This window comes from Parabacteroides caecihominis (genome assembly GCF_023656785.1).
Lineage (GTDB): Bacteria > Bacteroidota > Bacteroidia > Bacteroidales > Tannerellaceae > Parabacteroides > Parabacteroides segnis.
In genome coordinates this window covers 1-14,264 of record NZ_JAMOKS010000048.1, presented here as the reverse complement: position 1 = coordinate 14,264, position 14,264 = coordinate 1, and the positions used below count along the sequence as shown (strand labels likewise).

Here is a 14,264-nt window from a genome sequence, read left to right as displayed (position 1 = left end):
GAGGGGGCAGGGGGTGTGTTATAGTTAACTACAACCCATATTCCTCAATCTTCCTATACAGCGTAGTCAACCCGATACCCAGCAGGCGGGAAGTTTCGGTTTTATTCCCGTTTGTATATTTCAGGACTTTCTGTATATGCATTTTTTCAACGCCGCTCAGGTCAAATCCGGCATAGGCATCGTTTGCCGCGGCATTGGGCTGCTGAATGTTCAGGGGCAATGAATCCGGCGTCAGCACATCGCCATCCGCAATAATCAGGCTGCGTTCCACCATATTCCGGAGTTCACGGACGTTTCCTTTCCAGGTGTATTTTTTCAGCAGGTTGATATAATCGGGCGAAATCGTCTTGATTTCCTTGCCCATCTTTGCCGACAAAGCCGTAACGAATGCCTTCACATGCAACGGAATATCCTCCGACCGTTCCCGTAACGGCGGCAGATGTATCTGGAAAACGGAAAGGCGGTAAAACAAATCTTCGCGGAAATGTCCCTCGGCAATCTCTTTGGAAAGGTCGCGGTTGGTGGCGGCGATGACGCGGACGTTCACCTTTACCGGACGTGTATCGCCAATCTTGATGAACTCGCCGGTCTCCAGGATACGTAGCAGCTTGGCTTGCAGGTCGAAAGCCATTTCACCGATTTCGTCGAGGAAGATAGTGCCGTTGTCGGCCTCCTCGAAAAGTCCTTTCGTCTCCTTCAAAGCACCCGTGAAAGCGCCGGCTTTATGGCCGAACATCTCGCTCTCCAGCAGGTCGCGGCTGAAAGAAGAGCAGTTGATAGCCACAAAGGCTTTTCCGCTACGCGAACTGTGTTGGTGGATGGACTGGGCGAAGACTTCCTTTCCGGTGCCTGTCTCGCCTGTCAGCAGCACGGGGACATCGGTTTGCGCCACCTTGCGGGCCAGGGCGATCGCCTCCTGTATGGCGGGCGATTTGCCGACGATGGTGTCGAACGAATATTGCCGGCCGACCGGCGAAGCGGTGGCTTTCTCCTGACGGTAGGCGGCGGTGGCCTTCTCCATAGCCTTGGCGATCAGGGGGAGAATTTTATTGTTGTCGTCGCCTTTGGTAATATAATCGAAAGCACCGTTCTTGATGGCTTGCACGCCGTCGGGGATATTACCGTGGGCGGTCAGCAGGATGACTTCGGAATGGGGGCGCAGCTTCTTTAGTTCGCGTACAAGTTCAACGCCGCTGCCGTCGGGCAGGCAGACGTCGCACAGGATGACTTCGGGGGTCTGCTGTTCCAGTTGTTTCAGACCTGCCCGGCAGGTGGACGCCTGGAACACATCGTAACCTTCAAGTCCGATGATACGTGAGAGTAAACCTAAAATCTGCTTTTCGTCGTCAATAATCAGTACTTTTCCCATACTTTCAACAATTCTGTAACGCAGGCAAATGTACGATGATTATTTTTTCCGGCAAGGGGATGCGGGGCAATATGCTGAATTTTATAGCATGCTGATAAGGGCCTGCTTGTTCAGTACCTTCACCTTGTTACGCGAGATGCGGATGAAACCGCTGTCTACGAGCTTATTGATTTCTTTGGAAAGGGCGGGCCGCGTGACGCCGAAATACTCGGCAAGCTGCACCTGGTTGTGCTCCATATCGACCGTGTCTTCGCCCTCTTTCAGATGGTCTATCAGATAATAAATGTAACGGCTGCGGATGCCGCGAAAAGAGAGGACACGCAGGCGGGTCATAGTGCATTTGTTGCAACTGGTGCTGACGCAAAGGAAGTTATGAAGGAGCACGGGCATCGAATGCATCATCTTAAAGAATGAATCTTTGGAAATCTTCATCAGGACGACATCTTCCTCGACCGAGAAGGTGGCGGGGAACTGGTTCTTTTCGGCAAAAACATGCGGAGTGGCAAAGGTGCGCGGGGCTTTGATGACCTCTACCCTGACTTCGCCTCCCGAGACGTCGACTACGTCTACGTTCAGTTTACCTTCGAGCAGAACGTGTATGGCCTGGCACGGCGAACCCTGGTGGATAATCGTTTTTCCTTTCGGATGGTTCTCTAGTGTGTATTCCAGATTCTCCAGGAAGTCTTCCTGCATCTTCTGCGTGAAATTCCGGAACAACGGTATTTGAAAGATATCGGTTATATTCATTCAGCATCGATTTAGTGTCGGAAATGTTTCTTACAAAGATAAGAACATTTCCGACACTTGCAAGTTACCACTTGGCAATAAATATTCTCGGATTAATGTTGATCGACAACCATCCCCAGTCTTGCCAACTATCTTTACTGCCTCCCTTGACGACTTCCATCGTCGATGTTCCGAGCATCGTGGAGTAGCCGGCGGAGAGTTTCACGTCTTTCATAATCTGCCAGTCCACCTGGAGGTCGAGTTCGGAACCCAGTCCGCGGTCGAGGTCCTTTCCCTTAACCGTCACGTCGCTTGTGGTGGAGAAATAATGGTAGGCGAGCGACAGGTCGACTTTTTTCGACGGTTTGAAGGCGAGCTTCACCTGGTTGTCCCAAAGTCCCGGATTGAAACCGTTCTGGAAGGGAGTGGCATAATAATAATCCATCGCACCGTAGAACTTGTGATGGGTTCCGTACAACGGGTCGAAGGCCGTGTATTTGGCATCCGGACCGTCCGTGTTGTCTGCACCGCTCAGGTAATCGCTGCCGAGGGCAACGCTCCATTGCGAATTGATTTTATAGGCGGCATTCAAGGCCCAGAGGAAAGCGGAGACTTCACGTTTCTTCGCATTCTTGCCGGACTGGTAATAAAAGGTACCGCCAAAGGTCCAGTCGCCCGGCTGGTAATACAGGTTTGCTCCCATCGTTTGCATGAACTGGGTGTCGGAAACCTTCTCTTTCTGGTCGCCGCCTTCCAGTCCCAAATTCATGAAAAGGAAAGAAGCTTTAAACTCCTGGCTACAGATATGCTGGTACCAGAGGGTTTGCATATTTTTGTAGGGTTGCGCGCCCTCGGCGTAGAAAGTGCCGCCTATTTTAGTTTCGTCGTTCTGGTTAAAGGCAAGGATGAGATGAAGTTTGTTCTGTTTGTTCTCATAACCCAGTTTCAGGGCGTCATGATAACGGCCGGCGATGTTCCAATCCAGTCCGCCGAGGATGCGTTCGTCGTCGTAGATGAGCGACTGGCGTCCGAGCTTGGCAAAGAGGCCGTATCCGAAGTCGAGTTCTGCCCAGGCCTCGTTCAGGATGAAACGGCCGTTCTTATCGATCTGCGGATCCTGTCCCCAGACGCCTACGTGCTGTGCGGAAAGACCGATCGAGAGGTTCTGCCGCTCGTAATTCATGGAAAGGCGGGCACGGTTATTGATGAAGCCGGCCGGCTCCTGCCCTTCGCTACGGGGATTTAAAACTCCGTTCCTGTACTCTGCACGCGGACGTATCTGCGCACTCATCGAGAATGTATTCTCTTTATCTTTGGATGTTTCATTCTCGTCTGCTTTCATCCACATCGAGCTTACCAACAGAAGCCCGGAAAAAACAATCACCCGTTTCTTCATTTTTGTTTACGATTTAAGTTGATATTTCATTTGCTTGTTATTCCATATTATATACGTGCACGCTGTTGCCCTGTGCCGAAGGTAGATAGTTTACACCGAACCAGCAAACTTGCAGCAAGATAAAAGAGAACACCAGTATTCCAAGGGCTGCCCTGTATTGTTTGTTCTTCTGAAACCGGAAGTGTATATACAGCAGATTGCCCAGCCAGGTCGCTGCCGCCCAGGTCTCTTTCGGGTCCCAACTCCAGTAATGCCCCCAGGCTTCTTTCGCCCAGAGCGCCCCGAAAAGCATGCCGATAGTCAGGAAAGCAGTTCCCACATAGACCAGGTTATCGCAGAGATTCATTACACCCGGCTCAATCGCCCTCTTTCGCGACCGGACCAGCAGATAGACGGCCACCACGGCCCCCGCTCCCAGCATCGCATAGGCAAACATATAAACAATCACATGCGGTGCAAACCAGGGACTTTGCAAGGCGGGCATCAGCGTCTTATTATGTATCTCCGGCTTAAACAGGTTGATACAAATAAACACCAGCGACATGACCGTACTGAAAGACAATATCCATTTATAGCGCCAGCGGATATAAGTAATGATTCCGGCCACCGGCAGGAAGAAGGAATACCACAGGCGGGTCTCCCCCATCGTCCGCAACGGCGGACGTTCCAGCGACACCCACATCCCGACGATGAAAGCCATAAAGATAGCCAGGCCGGCAACCGTCCACAAAACCACCTGCAACGACTTGCCGGGCCGGTAAGCCGCCATTGCTCCCATGCCCCAGCAGAACACGGCCAGCAAAGCGAAATATATCAAATGATTCCATTCCATACGTTATACAGTTTTTGTATCATTAACGACCGCCTGTTCCGGCTTGTTCCCGGGTGCCAGAATGAAGAGGCAGACGGAACCGAGCAACATCATCAGAATGCCGGTATATACCAACGGAAGCCACGGGTCTTTCACCAACTCGAAGATGCTCAGGCGGCTCCATTTCCCTTTTGTTTCGTCGTAGCTTAGCTGGTAAATCTTCCAGCCGCCCATACTTAAAGGCTTGTTCACTTCAATCAATGCTTCGGCCTGCTCCTTTTCCTTCGTATACACCAAGACCTCGGAGGCGAAGCGTTTCGGTTCGCGTTCCGGCATGACCAGGCTCACCTCCTCATTCAGTTGCAGGGATACGTACGGGAACATGAAGCTGCCGCAACTCACCCAACCGCTTTTTTCGACACCGCTTGCCTTGTTTCGGGCAGTTACGTATAAGGCGGTTGTCGCCCCTTCGGAATGAAAGGCGACAAAGTTGACCGTGTCCTTTCCAGGGACGCAGGCGGCCATCGGCAACAGGTCGGTTACTTCTATCTCCCAATCCAGCAGGCTGCCGGACAAAGGAGTGGATTCGACCAGGATGTTTTCAGGATTCTTTTCGGGCAACGCTTTACCGTCCGCATTGTCGATAACCAGCAGCTTCGGAGGATATTCGTCGATTGTAAATGATTTCAGTTCGATGGCTAAAGGCAGTTCCTGCATTTCTCCGGCTTCATCGGTTGCCCGCCATTCCGGTTCGCCTTGCGGAACCGTCATCCGCAGACGTTGCAAGTCACCATTTCCTAAAATGGCTGCCAGCAACGTAATGAATAATCCGGCATGATTCAGGATGAAAGGAACATCTTTCCATTTAAAACGGCTTATCTTCCGAATCGTCACCAACCCCAATACGGAGAGAAAATAAAGGAACAGCAGCATGAAAGGCCACGAGACCGTCATTTGCATGAAACCTAACCCGGACAGTAGTCCTCCGTGAGTAACCGTTGCAGAGGGAGCCACTTGTCGGGTCAGTCCCATGATGATAACCAAAACCATCCAGGCCGTTAAAGAGGTAATACTCGCCGTCAGGCTGTAAAACCACTGCAGAACAGCAGCTTTACAGCTCGCGGCATATATCATTATCAAGAAAAACAGGAACACTCCTCCTGCTATAGCGTTCAGGGGATACTGGAAAAGAGTCGCGTCCACCTTCCCGGTTGTCGTTTGCAAAATGACTCCGGTAATGAACAGGCCGATGCTTATCGCCCATCCTTCTGCATATCCCCAGGGTTGCTTCCACATAATCAAATCTTTTCAGCCAGACGTTTGTTTGCTTTCGCTTCCTTAATCCATTCCGGAACGACAGTGTTCAGGAATTTCTCTTTTGCCTGACGTTCGGCAGCCATATCCAGACCGATATATTGCTGTGCTTTTTCCTTTGTCGAGATATCCGGCATCGGAACATCATCGGTATAACCCAACTTAGCCAAGACTTTGGATACTGCCAGACGTGCCTGCATGGTCCTGTCGAGGCCGTTACCCAGGATACGCTGTATTTCCTGCGGTGCATGGAATGCTCCGCCATGGGAAGCAACACCGAAATCCCAACGCCATTGTGCCTGACGGAGCAGTTTCAATACCGGAGCCATCTGGTCTTCCGTTGCGCCTTTATCCCAGGCAAACTTTGCTTCGATATGTGCTTTTGCCAGTTCGGCTTCCAGGCGGTTACGCATTTCGTTTGCCTTGTTCTGACGTTCGTAAACATTATTACGCAAAGTTTCTTCGCTTTCACGGTGGCAAACCTGGCAGGTACGGTCAATCATTGCCAACGGGCTCATGATATGGTGGTCACTGTATTTCACGCCGCCTTCGCTCTTGTAAGGCATATGGCAATCGGCACAGGATACGCCACGCTGTGCATGGATACCCATCATCGACAATTCATAATCCGGATGCTGTGCTTTCAGAATCGGTGTACGGCTCAGTTTATGCGTATAGTCTGCGAAACCTTCTTCGTCATAATAAGCCTCCATGTCTTCAACAGTAAAGCCTTTATCCCAGGGGAAAGTCAGATACTTTCCGTCACCCTTAAAATAATATTCCACATGGCACTGCGCACAAACCAAGGAACGCATTTCCTGCTGGGTAGCCTTGGTGATGTCGCGTCCCTGGCGCTGGAATGCTTCAATCAGGGCCGGACGGCTGATATGCAGGTTCATATTCTCCGGTTCATGGCAATCGGCACAACCGATAGGATTCATAATCTCCGTTCCCATTGCCGCCCATTTGCTCTTATAGAAATTATCTACTCCTATCGCCTGCATCATACGGGGAACGTCCGGACTCTTACAGGTCCAGCAAGTTGCCGGCTGCGGACCTTCATCGGGTGTCATCGGAGCACCGACACGCAAGGTATGACGCATATCGTCAATCGCATGCATATGACCGCGTGGAGTCGAGTAATCTTTAGAAAAAGCATATCCGGCCCAAAGAATAACCATTTCGGGACGGGCTGCCAGCACATCGACCATCTGGTTTCCGTTATACTTGCTTTGAAAACTGGTATCCATCGTCTGCGTCCAGGTTTCATATTCCCGCGGATAGTTCGGGGCAAATTTTTCGTTTACCGACTCAATGCCGGTAATCTCGACTTTCTTGTTATTCATCACACTGGCAATCTCGGCCCTCCGTTCATTAATCGAGGTAGCGAGTACGCCCAATACGAAAACAACGGCCATTGTCCCGCCGAACAATAACCAGCCTTGCCATGATTTAAGTTTCTTTTCCATATTCGTTGATTTTTATTTATTCGTTTTATTTAAGCATATCTTTCAGCCATTGCGGCGTATTGGTTTTCGGATAAGGCACAATGGCCGAAGGAGTGGACGAGAGGCTGTTGGAACCTCCGTGCGGAACATCGCGGTGGCAGTCCCAACAGGCTTTTCCTTCACCCGCCATCGCCATATTGTGGTCGATACGTCCGGTGTTTACAAATTCGGTATTCAGTTGCGTGTGGCAACGGACACAGTTGTTCATGATTACTTCAGCGCTTTCGTCGATTGCCTGTATTACCTGCGGTTCGCCACGCATCATAAAGACAGCGGCATGTCGCATACCGTCCATTCCTTTGAAAAACCATTTCTTTGCGGCGTTTTCGTGCGGCACATGACAATCGTTACAAGTAGCGTTCCGGCTATGCGAACTGTGACTCCAGGTAGCATAATAAGGCCCCATGATATGACAGTTCACACAGGTCGACGGCTCATCAGACAAGTAACTCCAGGCCCTCGATACATAAAATGTATAAAAGCCTAAACCACAAATCGCTCCGCTCGCGACAATGGCAAATAATTTCCATCGCCTGGAAGGAAGAATCGCGTTTATTATCTCTTTTATCTTCATACAGCCTTAATTAAAGTTTAATTCTTGACAAATATCTTAAATCGAGTACAGGTAAAGTGTAATAAATATTACATTGCGCGAAAATTATCCAACAAATGAGAAAAGTTTTATTCATGGCAGTCTCCGCACTGCTGATCTGCACCTCGTGTGTAACGAAGAAAAAATACCTGGAAGCCGAGAATGGGCGGCTCGAAGCCATCGGCCGCGGCAATGCATTACAGGAACAACTGGTCGATTGCAAAGATGCCGCTGACAAACTGAACGAGCGCCTCGCCGCCCTCCAGCGGGACACGGCAAAGATGGGCAGCAACATCCGCAACTATCAGACGATGCTGAATTCGAACATGACGCAACAGGAAAAGTTAAACTCCCTCCTCAGCCAGAAGATGGAAGAGTTGAACGAGCGGGAACGGACAATTAACGAATTGCAGGACATGATTAATGCCCAGAACGAAAAAGTTCAAAAGCTGTTAAGCAGCGTAAAGGATGCCTTATTAGGTTTCAGCAGCGAGGAACTGACTGTTACGGAGAAAGACGGCAAAGTATATGTCGCCATGTCGGATAAGTTATTGTTCGAATCAGGAAGCGCCCGGGTGGATAAACGAGGAAAAGAGGCATTGGCTAAACTGGCGGAAGTCCTCAACAAGCAGTCGGATATAGATGTATATATCGAAGGCCATACCGACAGCAAACCGATTAACACGGCACAGTTCAAAGACAACTGGGATTTGAGTGTAATCCGTGCAACTTCGGTTGTCCGTATCCTGACAAAAGATTACGGCGTGAATCCGTTGCAGATACAACCTTCCGGACGTGGAGAATATATGCCGGTAGCAGACAACGAGTCGGCTGAAGGCCGCAGCAAGAACCGCCGGACAGAGATCATTATGGCACCGAAGCTGGATAAATTATATCAGATGTTACAATAACCTATAAATAGCAGGAATGTGTCAAAAGTCGCTATCCAGTCTGTCTCCCGGGCTTGACCCGGGATCGTATACTACGTTGATATGCACCATTTAGTATGAGTTGGCGGATCAAGTCCGCCATGACAAAACGGACTTTTGCAACAGTCCTGCTATTCTATTGACCTATAGTGGGTTTTTAATCGAAAAAAAGCTCCACTCCAAATCAAAGGGAGAACATGGGTACCAGATATCTTGTTTCTCTCCTCCTACTTCCTGAAAAATATGAATAAGACAGGTAGATGTTTTTAGGTATTTATCTCCATTTTCTTCCAACAGGCTTATCTGATAAGTTCCTTTGTTTTCAAGTTCTCTGGTTGAATATCCTAAATCCACAACATTCTTGAATACCAATCTTTCTTCGTTATCCTTCATTCCTACCGAAGCTTCATAGATATAATACAAATAAGATTTATCAAACCCAGATTCCTTTGCTACATTTCCTGGAAGCGCACCTTTGCACACGTCAAGAGCCTCACAACGCGTAAATCCTTTGACAGCCACACTGTCATACTCATCAAATGTAAACCAGGTTATCTCCGGTTCCGATAAATAGATTTTTTTATCATAATGGAACTTTGTCTTTGAACAAGAAAGCAAAGCAAAGACAACTAACAGACTATAAATAAACGACAGATTCTTCATAATTCCTTAATTTAATATTAAATACTAGTCTTTTAAGCTCTAAAACAAACTATTTATCCTCTTTTGATTTTACATCTATATCTTTAAAGGAAAAACAATGCCACTCCAAATCGAAAGGGGAACACGGATACCAGATATCCATCTTTTTACCATCCTTTTCCTGGGAAATATAGATTAGATAAGTGTTCATGACAAATGAATCATCAAGACTGTCATAATCTTTTACAGTATTGGAAACCCCAATATAACCCATATCCGGAAAAGAATATCCTAATTTAGTATTTTGATCAGCATACATAATAATAAAATCCTCCTCATTCATCTTAAATTCAGCAGTAACCGCGCAGATATAATAAACATAAGATTTATCGTATCCCGAATCCCTCACAACACTATCAGGCAGCATACCTTTATGTTCATCCCCGATAGTCCAGCTATTAAATCCCTTCACTACGATACTGTCCCCTTTCTCTACAGGATACCGGTTCACTTCCGGCTCCGACAAATACAAATAAACCTGACCGTTAAAACCAATCTCAGTCTTAGAACACGACATCAAGGTCAACATCAATAATAGATAAAACACAAACATTCGATTTCTCATATCATTCTCACATTTTAAATACTTCTATCCATTAAACGCCAGCCTTTGTTTCATATTGCGTGAGTGACAATCAATAAATTATTGTATGAGGCAGTGATAATAAAATATAAAAAAGCCTCCCCCCTAATATTATTTATCATTAAATATTTATCATCTACTATCATACTATCATTATTTGATATAAATACATAGTTATCAACACTCTATCTTATGACAGTAGGTGTTTTAACTATCATATATCTATCATGCTACTATCATACCCGCTTAAAAAGTAAGATAGGAAACGTCTTCTTTTGGATAAATATATAGCTAAAAATCAACAACATAGTAACATATATTGCTTGACACCCGGGTCTTGACACCTTCGACACCCGGGTGTTCGCATCGTCAAGATGGGGGTGTAAAACAGGGTAAGATGGGCATCCCGGCAACAAAAAGTCTGCATTCGGGTGAAATCAAGTCATTGTTTTGGGATAAAAAAGTAGTAGACTAACGAATTATGAGAGACAGCATGTAACCGGGCAGTCATCTTTTTAAGGTCAAAAAGATGGCTGCTTAGTTAAAATAGAGTTAAAATGATGGTTGTATGATAGATAAATGATAGTTAAAAACACCTACTATCATAGATTAGAATGCTTATAATCATACATTTATATCAACCAGTGATAGTATGATAGTAGAATTAAAGATAATTCTACTTCTTACATCTTATTGCAAAATACAGAATATACAGAAATGCAATCAACGGCACAAAGAATCCGATTGCCATATTGTTTTCCCCGATATATCCCATCAGCATCGGGCTGAAAGCGCCACCGGCTACTCCCATCACGATATAGGAAGATGCCTTTTTGGTATAAGTGCCCATCCCTTCCAGACCTAACGCAAAGATTGTCGGAAACATGATGGACATGAAGAAGAATGAAATATACAACGCATACAAAGATATCGTTCCGGCAGAAACAATTACCAACGCCATACAGATGGCATCAGCCAAAGCAAACCAGGTCAGCAATTTTCCCGGAGCCATCCATTTCATCGTAAAACTTCCGGAAAGGCGGCCAATCATGAATAAAGCCATTCCGCCAAATGCAAGTATCCGCGAGGCTTCGATATTCGTCATCTGCGGGTCGAGTTCCGTGACATAATTAATAAAGAAACTAAAGATTCCGGTTTGCGCCGCACAATAACAGAACTGCGCTATCACCGCCCGTACAAACTGCCCGTGCCTCCACATCGAAGTGGAGGGGAGTTTTGTATCAAGTCTATTTTCCTCCTGTTCCTCTACCTTTATCTCCGGCAAACGGGTGAAAAAGAAAAGGATAGCTACCAATAAAACGATACCGCCCACAAGAATATAAGGTTTCGTCAGGGTAAACGGGTCATCCTGCGCACCTCCGAAGATTAAAGCTCCGCCAACCAGCGGACCAAGTATCCAGCCCAACCCGTTAAACGATTGCGACAAGTTCAAACGCTGCGCACCCGACTCCGTCGGTCCCAAAATAGTCGAATAAGGATTGGCAGCCGTCTCAAGAATACACAACCCGCAGGCAATGATAAATAAAGCGACCAGAAAAGGAGTCGCAGAATGCAAAAAGGCAGCAGGGATAAAAGCGAAAGCCCCGGCAGCAAAAAGTAACAATCCCAGAATAATACCTTTCTTATAACCGTAGCGTTTCATAAACATTCCGGCAGGCAACGCCATCAGGAAATAAGCGATATAAGTGGAAAACTGCACCAGGCCGCTCTCCGCCTTCGTCATCGTGAAAGCGCCCTGGAAATGTTTGTTCAGTACGTCCAGTAAACCATGCGCAAATCCCCACAACAGGAACAGGCTGGTGATAAGTATGAATGGAACGAGATATGATTTTCCATTGGGGGCGGCAAATAAGCTTTGTTTGTTTTTCTTTTCCATCAGATTCTTTTGATTCGGGTAATTTGAAATATGTCCATCAATTGCCATTTCTCCGCCGATATGGCGCCGGAAATGACTTAACAGATTGCAAAGGTAATTCTTTTCTGCCAATAAACTATGTACAATCAGGACCTCGCAGATATTGGAGGTCCTGACCGGTTATTTCTTTTTCAGATAATAATTCGGATTAAAGTAGGAAATCCGGTAAGCAGAGTCCGGAGCGTTACGGTATAAATTGATCGTATTAAAAACCAGTTTTGCCGAATCCATATCGAACTCAAGTAAAACTGGGAACATCGTTTCAGGAATAGAATCATAAGGAGTCAACCCGGCTTTTGCCAACTGGTTGTTCCAGAATATCGTCAAACTCTCCCGATAGATAGTATCTCCTTTATGGTTGAACAGATAAAAAGTATCCCGTTCTGTCGTTGTCCACATTTTACCGGGATTTTTATATCCGGCAACCGGCATTAAAAACTGATAGCCCGAAATATCCAACGGTTCCCCGTTATCAATCTCAAGATAAGCCTGATAGTCATAGTTCTTATCTTCCGGAGGGTAATCATCCCGTCCGGTTTGCGAAATCCGTTCAATATCTTTTGCCGTGATTCCGGGTATATAAGTAACCACCGACAAGAAGACGATCGCCAGGCAGGAAGCATACAGATAACGGCCGGACTGTTTGGTAAAGAATAAAACGGCCAGACAAGTCAGTATCAACCCGACAACAAGCAGATAAACACGCGGCTCTGTAAATCCGTACTCGTTGATACGATAACAAGCACCCACCCAATACATTACCAAAGCGGGCAATACGGCAAAACTGGCATGTTTATAAAACCAATCATAATACCTCTTCGTCAGAAAGACCTGGCAACCTTTCAGAATAAAAGTGACAGAAACAAAACTGACAACGATATAAGCCACCGCCCCTTTCGGCAACGACCAGAGAACCGCCACCTTAATAAAATAAAGATACAGAATGACCGCATAGATCAGCAAAGCCGGCGAAAGCACATAATTCAGCAGCACTTCAAACAGCCGGTTACGACTCTCCTCCTTTTCCTCCCTTTCTTGATTGAACATGAGGAACAACAAAGGCATCCCGCACATAAACAGAAGGTAAGCCGAATCGGTATAAAAACTCCTGTAACTGTTTTCCCATATCTCAAAGATGTATTGTATGGATGTATAGATCGAAATTGCCAGCAGATAAGCTATTCCCGCCAGTAATCCGGCAGATAATAAAGACTTCACATAACGCAACCCGACACGCACAAACTCATCATTATCACGTTTCCAGCCGCTAACCAGATAGAGGAGTTGCACTACAATCAATGAAACCAGATAGGTCGGTTCCCATATCTCATCCTTATCCAGCCACAGAAAAGGAATAAAAAAGAAAGCCGATAAAAAATACAGCGGCCGTAGTTTGTGTTGTACGGTCAGTCCGTTCAATATATAGGTTATCAGGAACAAGACCGGAAAATAAGCCAGCGGCGGCGCCAGAAAAGAATATCCGAATCCATACTCGAAATAGACACATCCTGCCAGACTGAAAACGACTGACAACACAACTTCCACCGGATGTTTCCTGACAGCCAGTTTCAACCTGCTTATGAGAACCTCTATTTTCTTTTTCATATTGATTCAACGTTTATTAGATAGAAACGAAGATAAGAACTTCTTATTACATAAAAGCGATGAGAGACGAAATAAATAAACACATATTAGAACAAATCCCATAGCTGTTTGTTTTATTAATAAAATCAATAAACGTAATATAAAACATACAGCTATGACTTTAAGTAGAAAATTATCCGATGCTCTGAACGAACAGATACTGGCAGAGATGTGGTCTTCCAATCTCTATCTGTCCATGTACATTCATTTTGCTCAAATAGGTTTGGACGGTTGCGCCCATTGGATGAAAAAACAATCGGAAGAAGAACTCGATCATGCCTATAAAATGATTGATTATTCTGTAAAACGTGGCGGACAGGTGAAACTGGAACAGATCAATGTTGTTCCGACAGCTTTCGGCACACCGCTGGAAGTATTCGAACATGTTTACCAGCATGAGGTTCACGTTTCCGAGTTGATCGACAAACTGGTAGATATCGCACATGCTGAAAACGACAAGGCAACACAAGATTTCCTTTGGGGCTTTGTACGTGAACAAGTGGAAGAAGAAGCAACCGCCAAAAACATCGTTGAAAAACTAAAACTCTACGGTGAACATCATGTGGCAATCATGGATCATCATTTGAGTAAGAGATAATTGGTTCAGATATTATCAGATGTGAATGTAGCGCGTTGGTAGGGGCGGTTCGCGAACCACACGTGTCCACTAAAAAAAATTAAGATTTAACTGGGTGTCAATTTGGCACCCAGTATCTTTTGTCCCCATGAACAACTCACTAAACGGCTTTTTGTC

13 protein-coding genes are annotated in these 14,264 nt (G+C 46.3%); 2 read left to right on the top strand and 11 right to left on the bottom strand.

Annotation, left to right across the window (positions count from 1 at the left end; translation table 11 throughout):
* Positions 1-28 precede the first annotated feature (28 nt).
* The 7 genes from NBH14_RS25735 to nrfH all read right to left on the bottom strand — a co-directional run bounded on the left by NBH14_RS25735 (position 29) and on the right by nrfH (position 7,698).
* Positions 29-1,369, bottom strand: a complete 1,341-nt coding sequence (locus NBH14_RS25735; protein ID WP_186961647.1) for a sigma-54-dependent transcriptional regulator — start codon at positions 1,367-1,369, stop codon at positions 29-31.
* An 81-nt stretch (positions 1,370-1,450) separates the two neighbouring features.
* A complete protein-coding gene (locus tag NBH14_RS25730) occupies positions 1,451-2,116 on the bottom strand; it encodes a Crp/Fnr family transcriptional regulator (protein WP_007659441.1) in 666 nt (221 codons plus the stop codon).
* 64 nt (positions 2,117-2,180) lie between these two features.
* Positions 2,181-3,491, bottom strand: coding sequence for an alginate export family protein (locus NBH14_RS25725; RefSeq protein ID WP_186961646.1), 1,311 nt, complete (start codon positions 3,489-3,491; stop codon positions 2,181-2,183).
* Between the two features lie 37 nt (positions 3,492-3,528).
* Positions 3,529-4,323: a cytochrome c biogenesis protein CcsA gene (gene ccsA, locus NBH14_RS25720; RefSeq protein ID WP_186961645.1), complete on the bottom strand. Its 795-nt coding sequence runs from the start codon at positions 4,321-4,323 to the stop codon at positions 3,529-3,531.
* 3 nt (positions 4,324-4,326) lie between these two features.
* Positions 4,327-5,598 (bottom strand): cytochrome c biogenesis ResB family protein, encoded by a 1,272-nt coding sequence (locus NBH14_RS25715; protein ID WP_186961644.1) that lies wholly within the window; start codon positions 5,596-5,598, stop codon positions 4,327-4,329.
* A gap of 2 nt (positions 5,599-5,600) precedes the next feature.
* Positions 5,601-7,085: an ammonia-forming cytochrome c nitrite reductase gene (gene nrfA / locus NBH14_RS25710; RefSeq protein ID WP_186961643.1), complete on the bottom strand. Its 1,485-nt coding sequence runs from the start codon at positions 7,083-7,085 to the stop codon at positions 5,601-5,603.
* 25 nt (positions 7,086-7,110) lie between these two features.
* The gene (gene nrfH / locus NBH14_RS25705; RefSeq protein ID WP_010800218.1) at positions 7,111-7,698 is read right to left on the bottom strand and encodes a cytochrome c nitrite reductase small subunit; all 588 of its coding nucleotides are present in this window, start codon (positions 7,696-7,698) and stop codon (positions 7,111-7,113) included.
* 95 nt (positions 7,699-7,793) lie between these two features.
* Here nrfH and NBH14_RS25700 point away from each other — a divergent pair, with 95 nt between their 5' ends.
* Positions 7,794-8,627, top strand: a complete 834-nt coding sequence (locus NBH14_RS25700; RefSeq protein WP_186961642.1) for an OmpA family protein — start codon at positions 7,794-7,796, stop codon at positions 8,625-8,627.
* Between the two features lie 162 nt (positions 8,628-8,789).
* Here NBH14_RS25700 and NBH14_RS25695 read toward each other — a convergent pair whose 3' ends face one another.
* From NBH14_RS25695 to NBH14_RS25680, 4 genes are all read right to left on the bottom strand, one after another.
* Positions 8,790-9,308, bottom strand: a complete 519-nt coding sequence (locus tag NBH14_RS25695; RefSeq protein WP_186961641.1) for a hypothetical protein — start codon at positions 9,306-9,308, stop codon at positions 8,790-8,792.
* A 49-nt stretch (positions 9,309-9,357) separates the two neighbouring features.
* Positions 9,358-9,912, bottom strand: a complete 555-nt coding sequence (locus NBH14_RS25690) for a hypothetical protein (protein WP_186961640.1) — start codon at positions 9,910-9,912, stop codon at positions 9,358-9,360.
* Between the two features lie 694 nt (positions 9,913-10,606).
* A complete protein-coding gene (locus NBH14_RS25685; protein ID WP_186961639.1) occupies positions 10,607-11,827 on the bottom strand; it encodes a sugar MFS transporter in 1,221 nt (406 codons plus the stop codon).
* 159 nt (positions 11,828-11,986) lie between these two features.
* Positions 11,987-13,471, bottom strand: a complete 1,485-nt coding sequence (locus NBH14_RS25680) for a DUF4153 domain-containing protein (protein ID WP_186961638.1) — start codon at positions 13,469-13,471, stop codon at positions 11,987-11,989.
* A gap of 154 nt (positions 13,472-13,625) precedes the next feature.
* Here NBH14_RS25680 and NBH14_RS25675 point away from each other — a divergent pair, with 154 nt between their 5' ends.
* Positions 13,626-14,108, top strand: a complete 483-nt coding sequence (locus NBH14_RS25675) for a ferritin (protein ID WP_186961637.1) — start codon at positions 13,626-13,628, stop codon at positions 14,106-14,108.
* Positions 14,109-14,264: the final 156 nt, after the last annotated feature.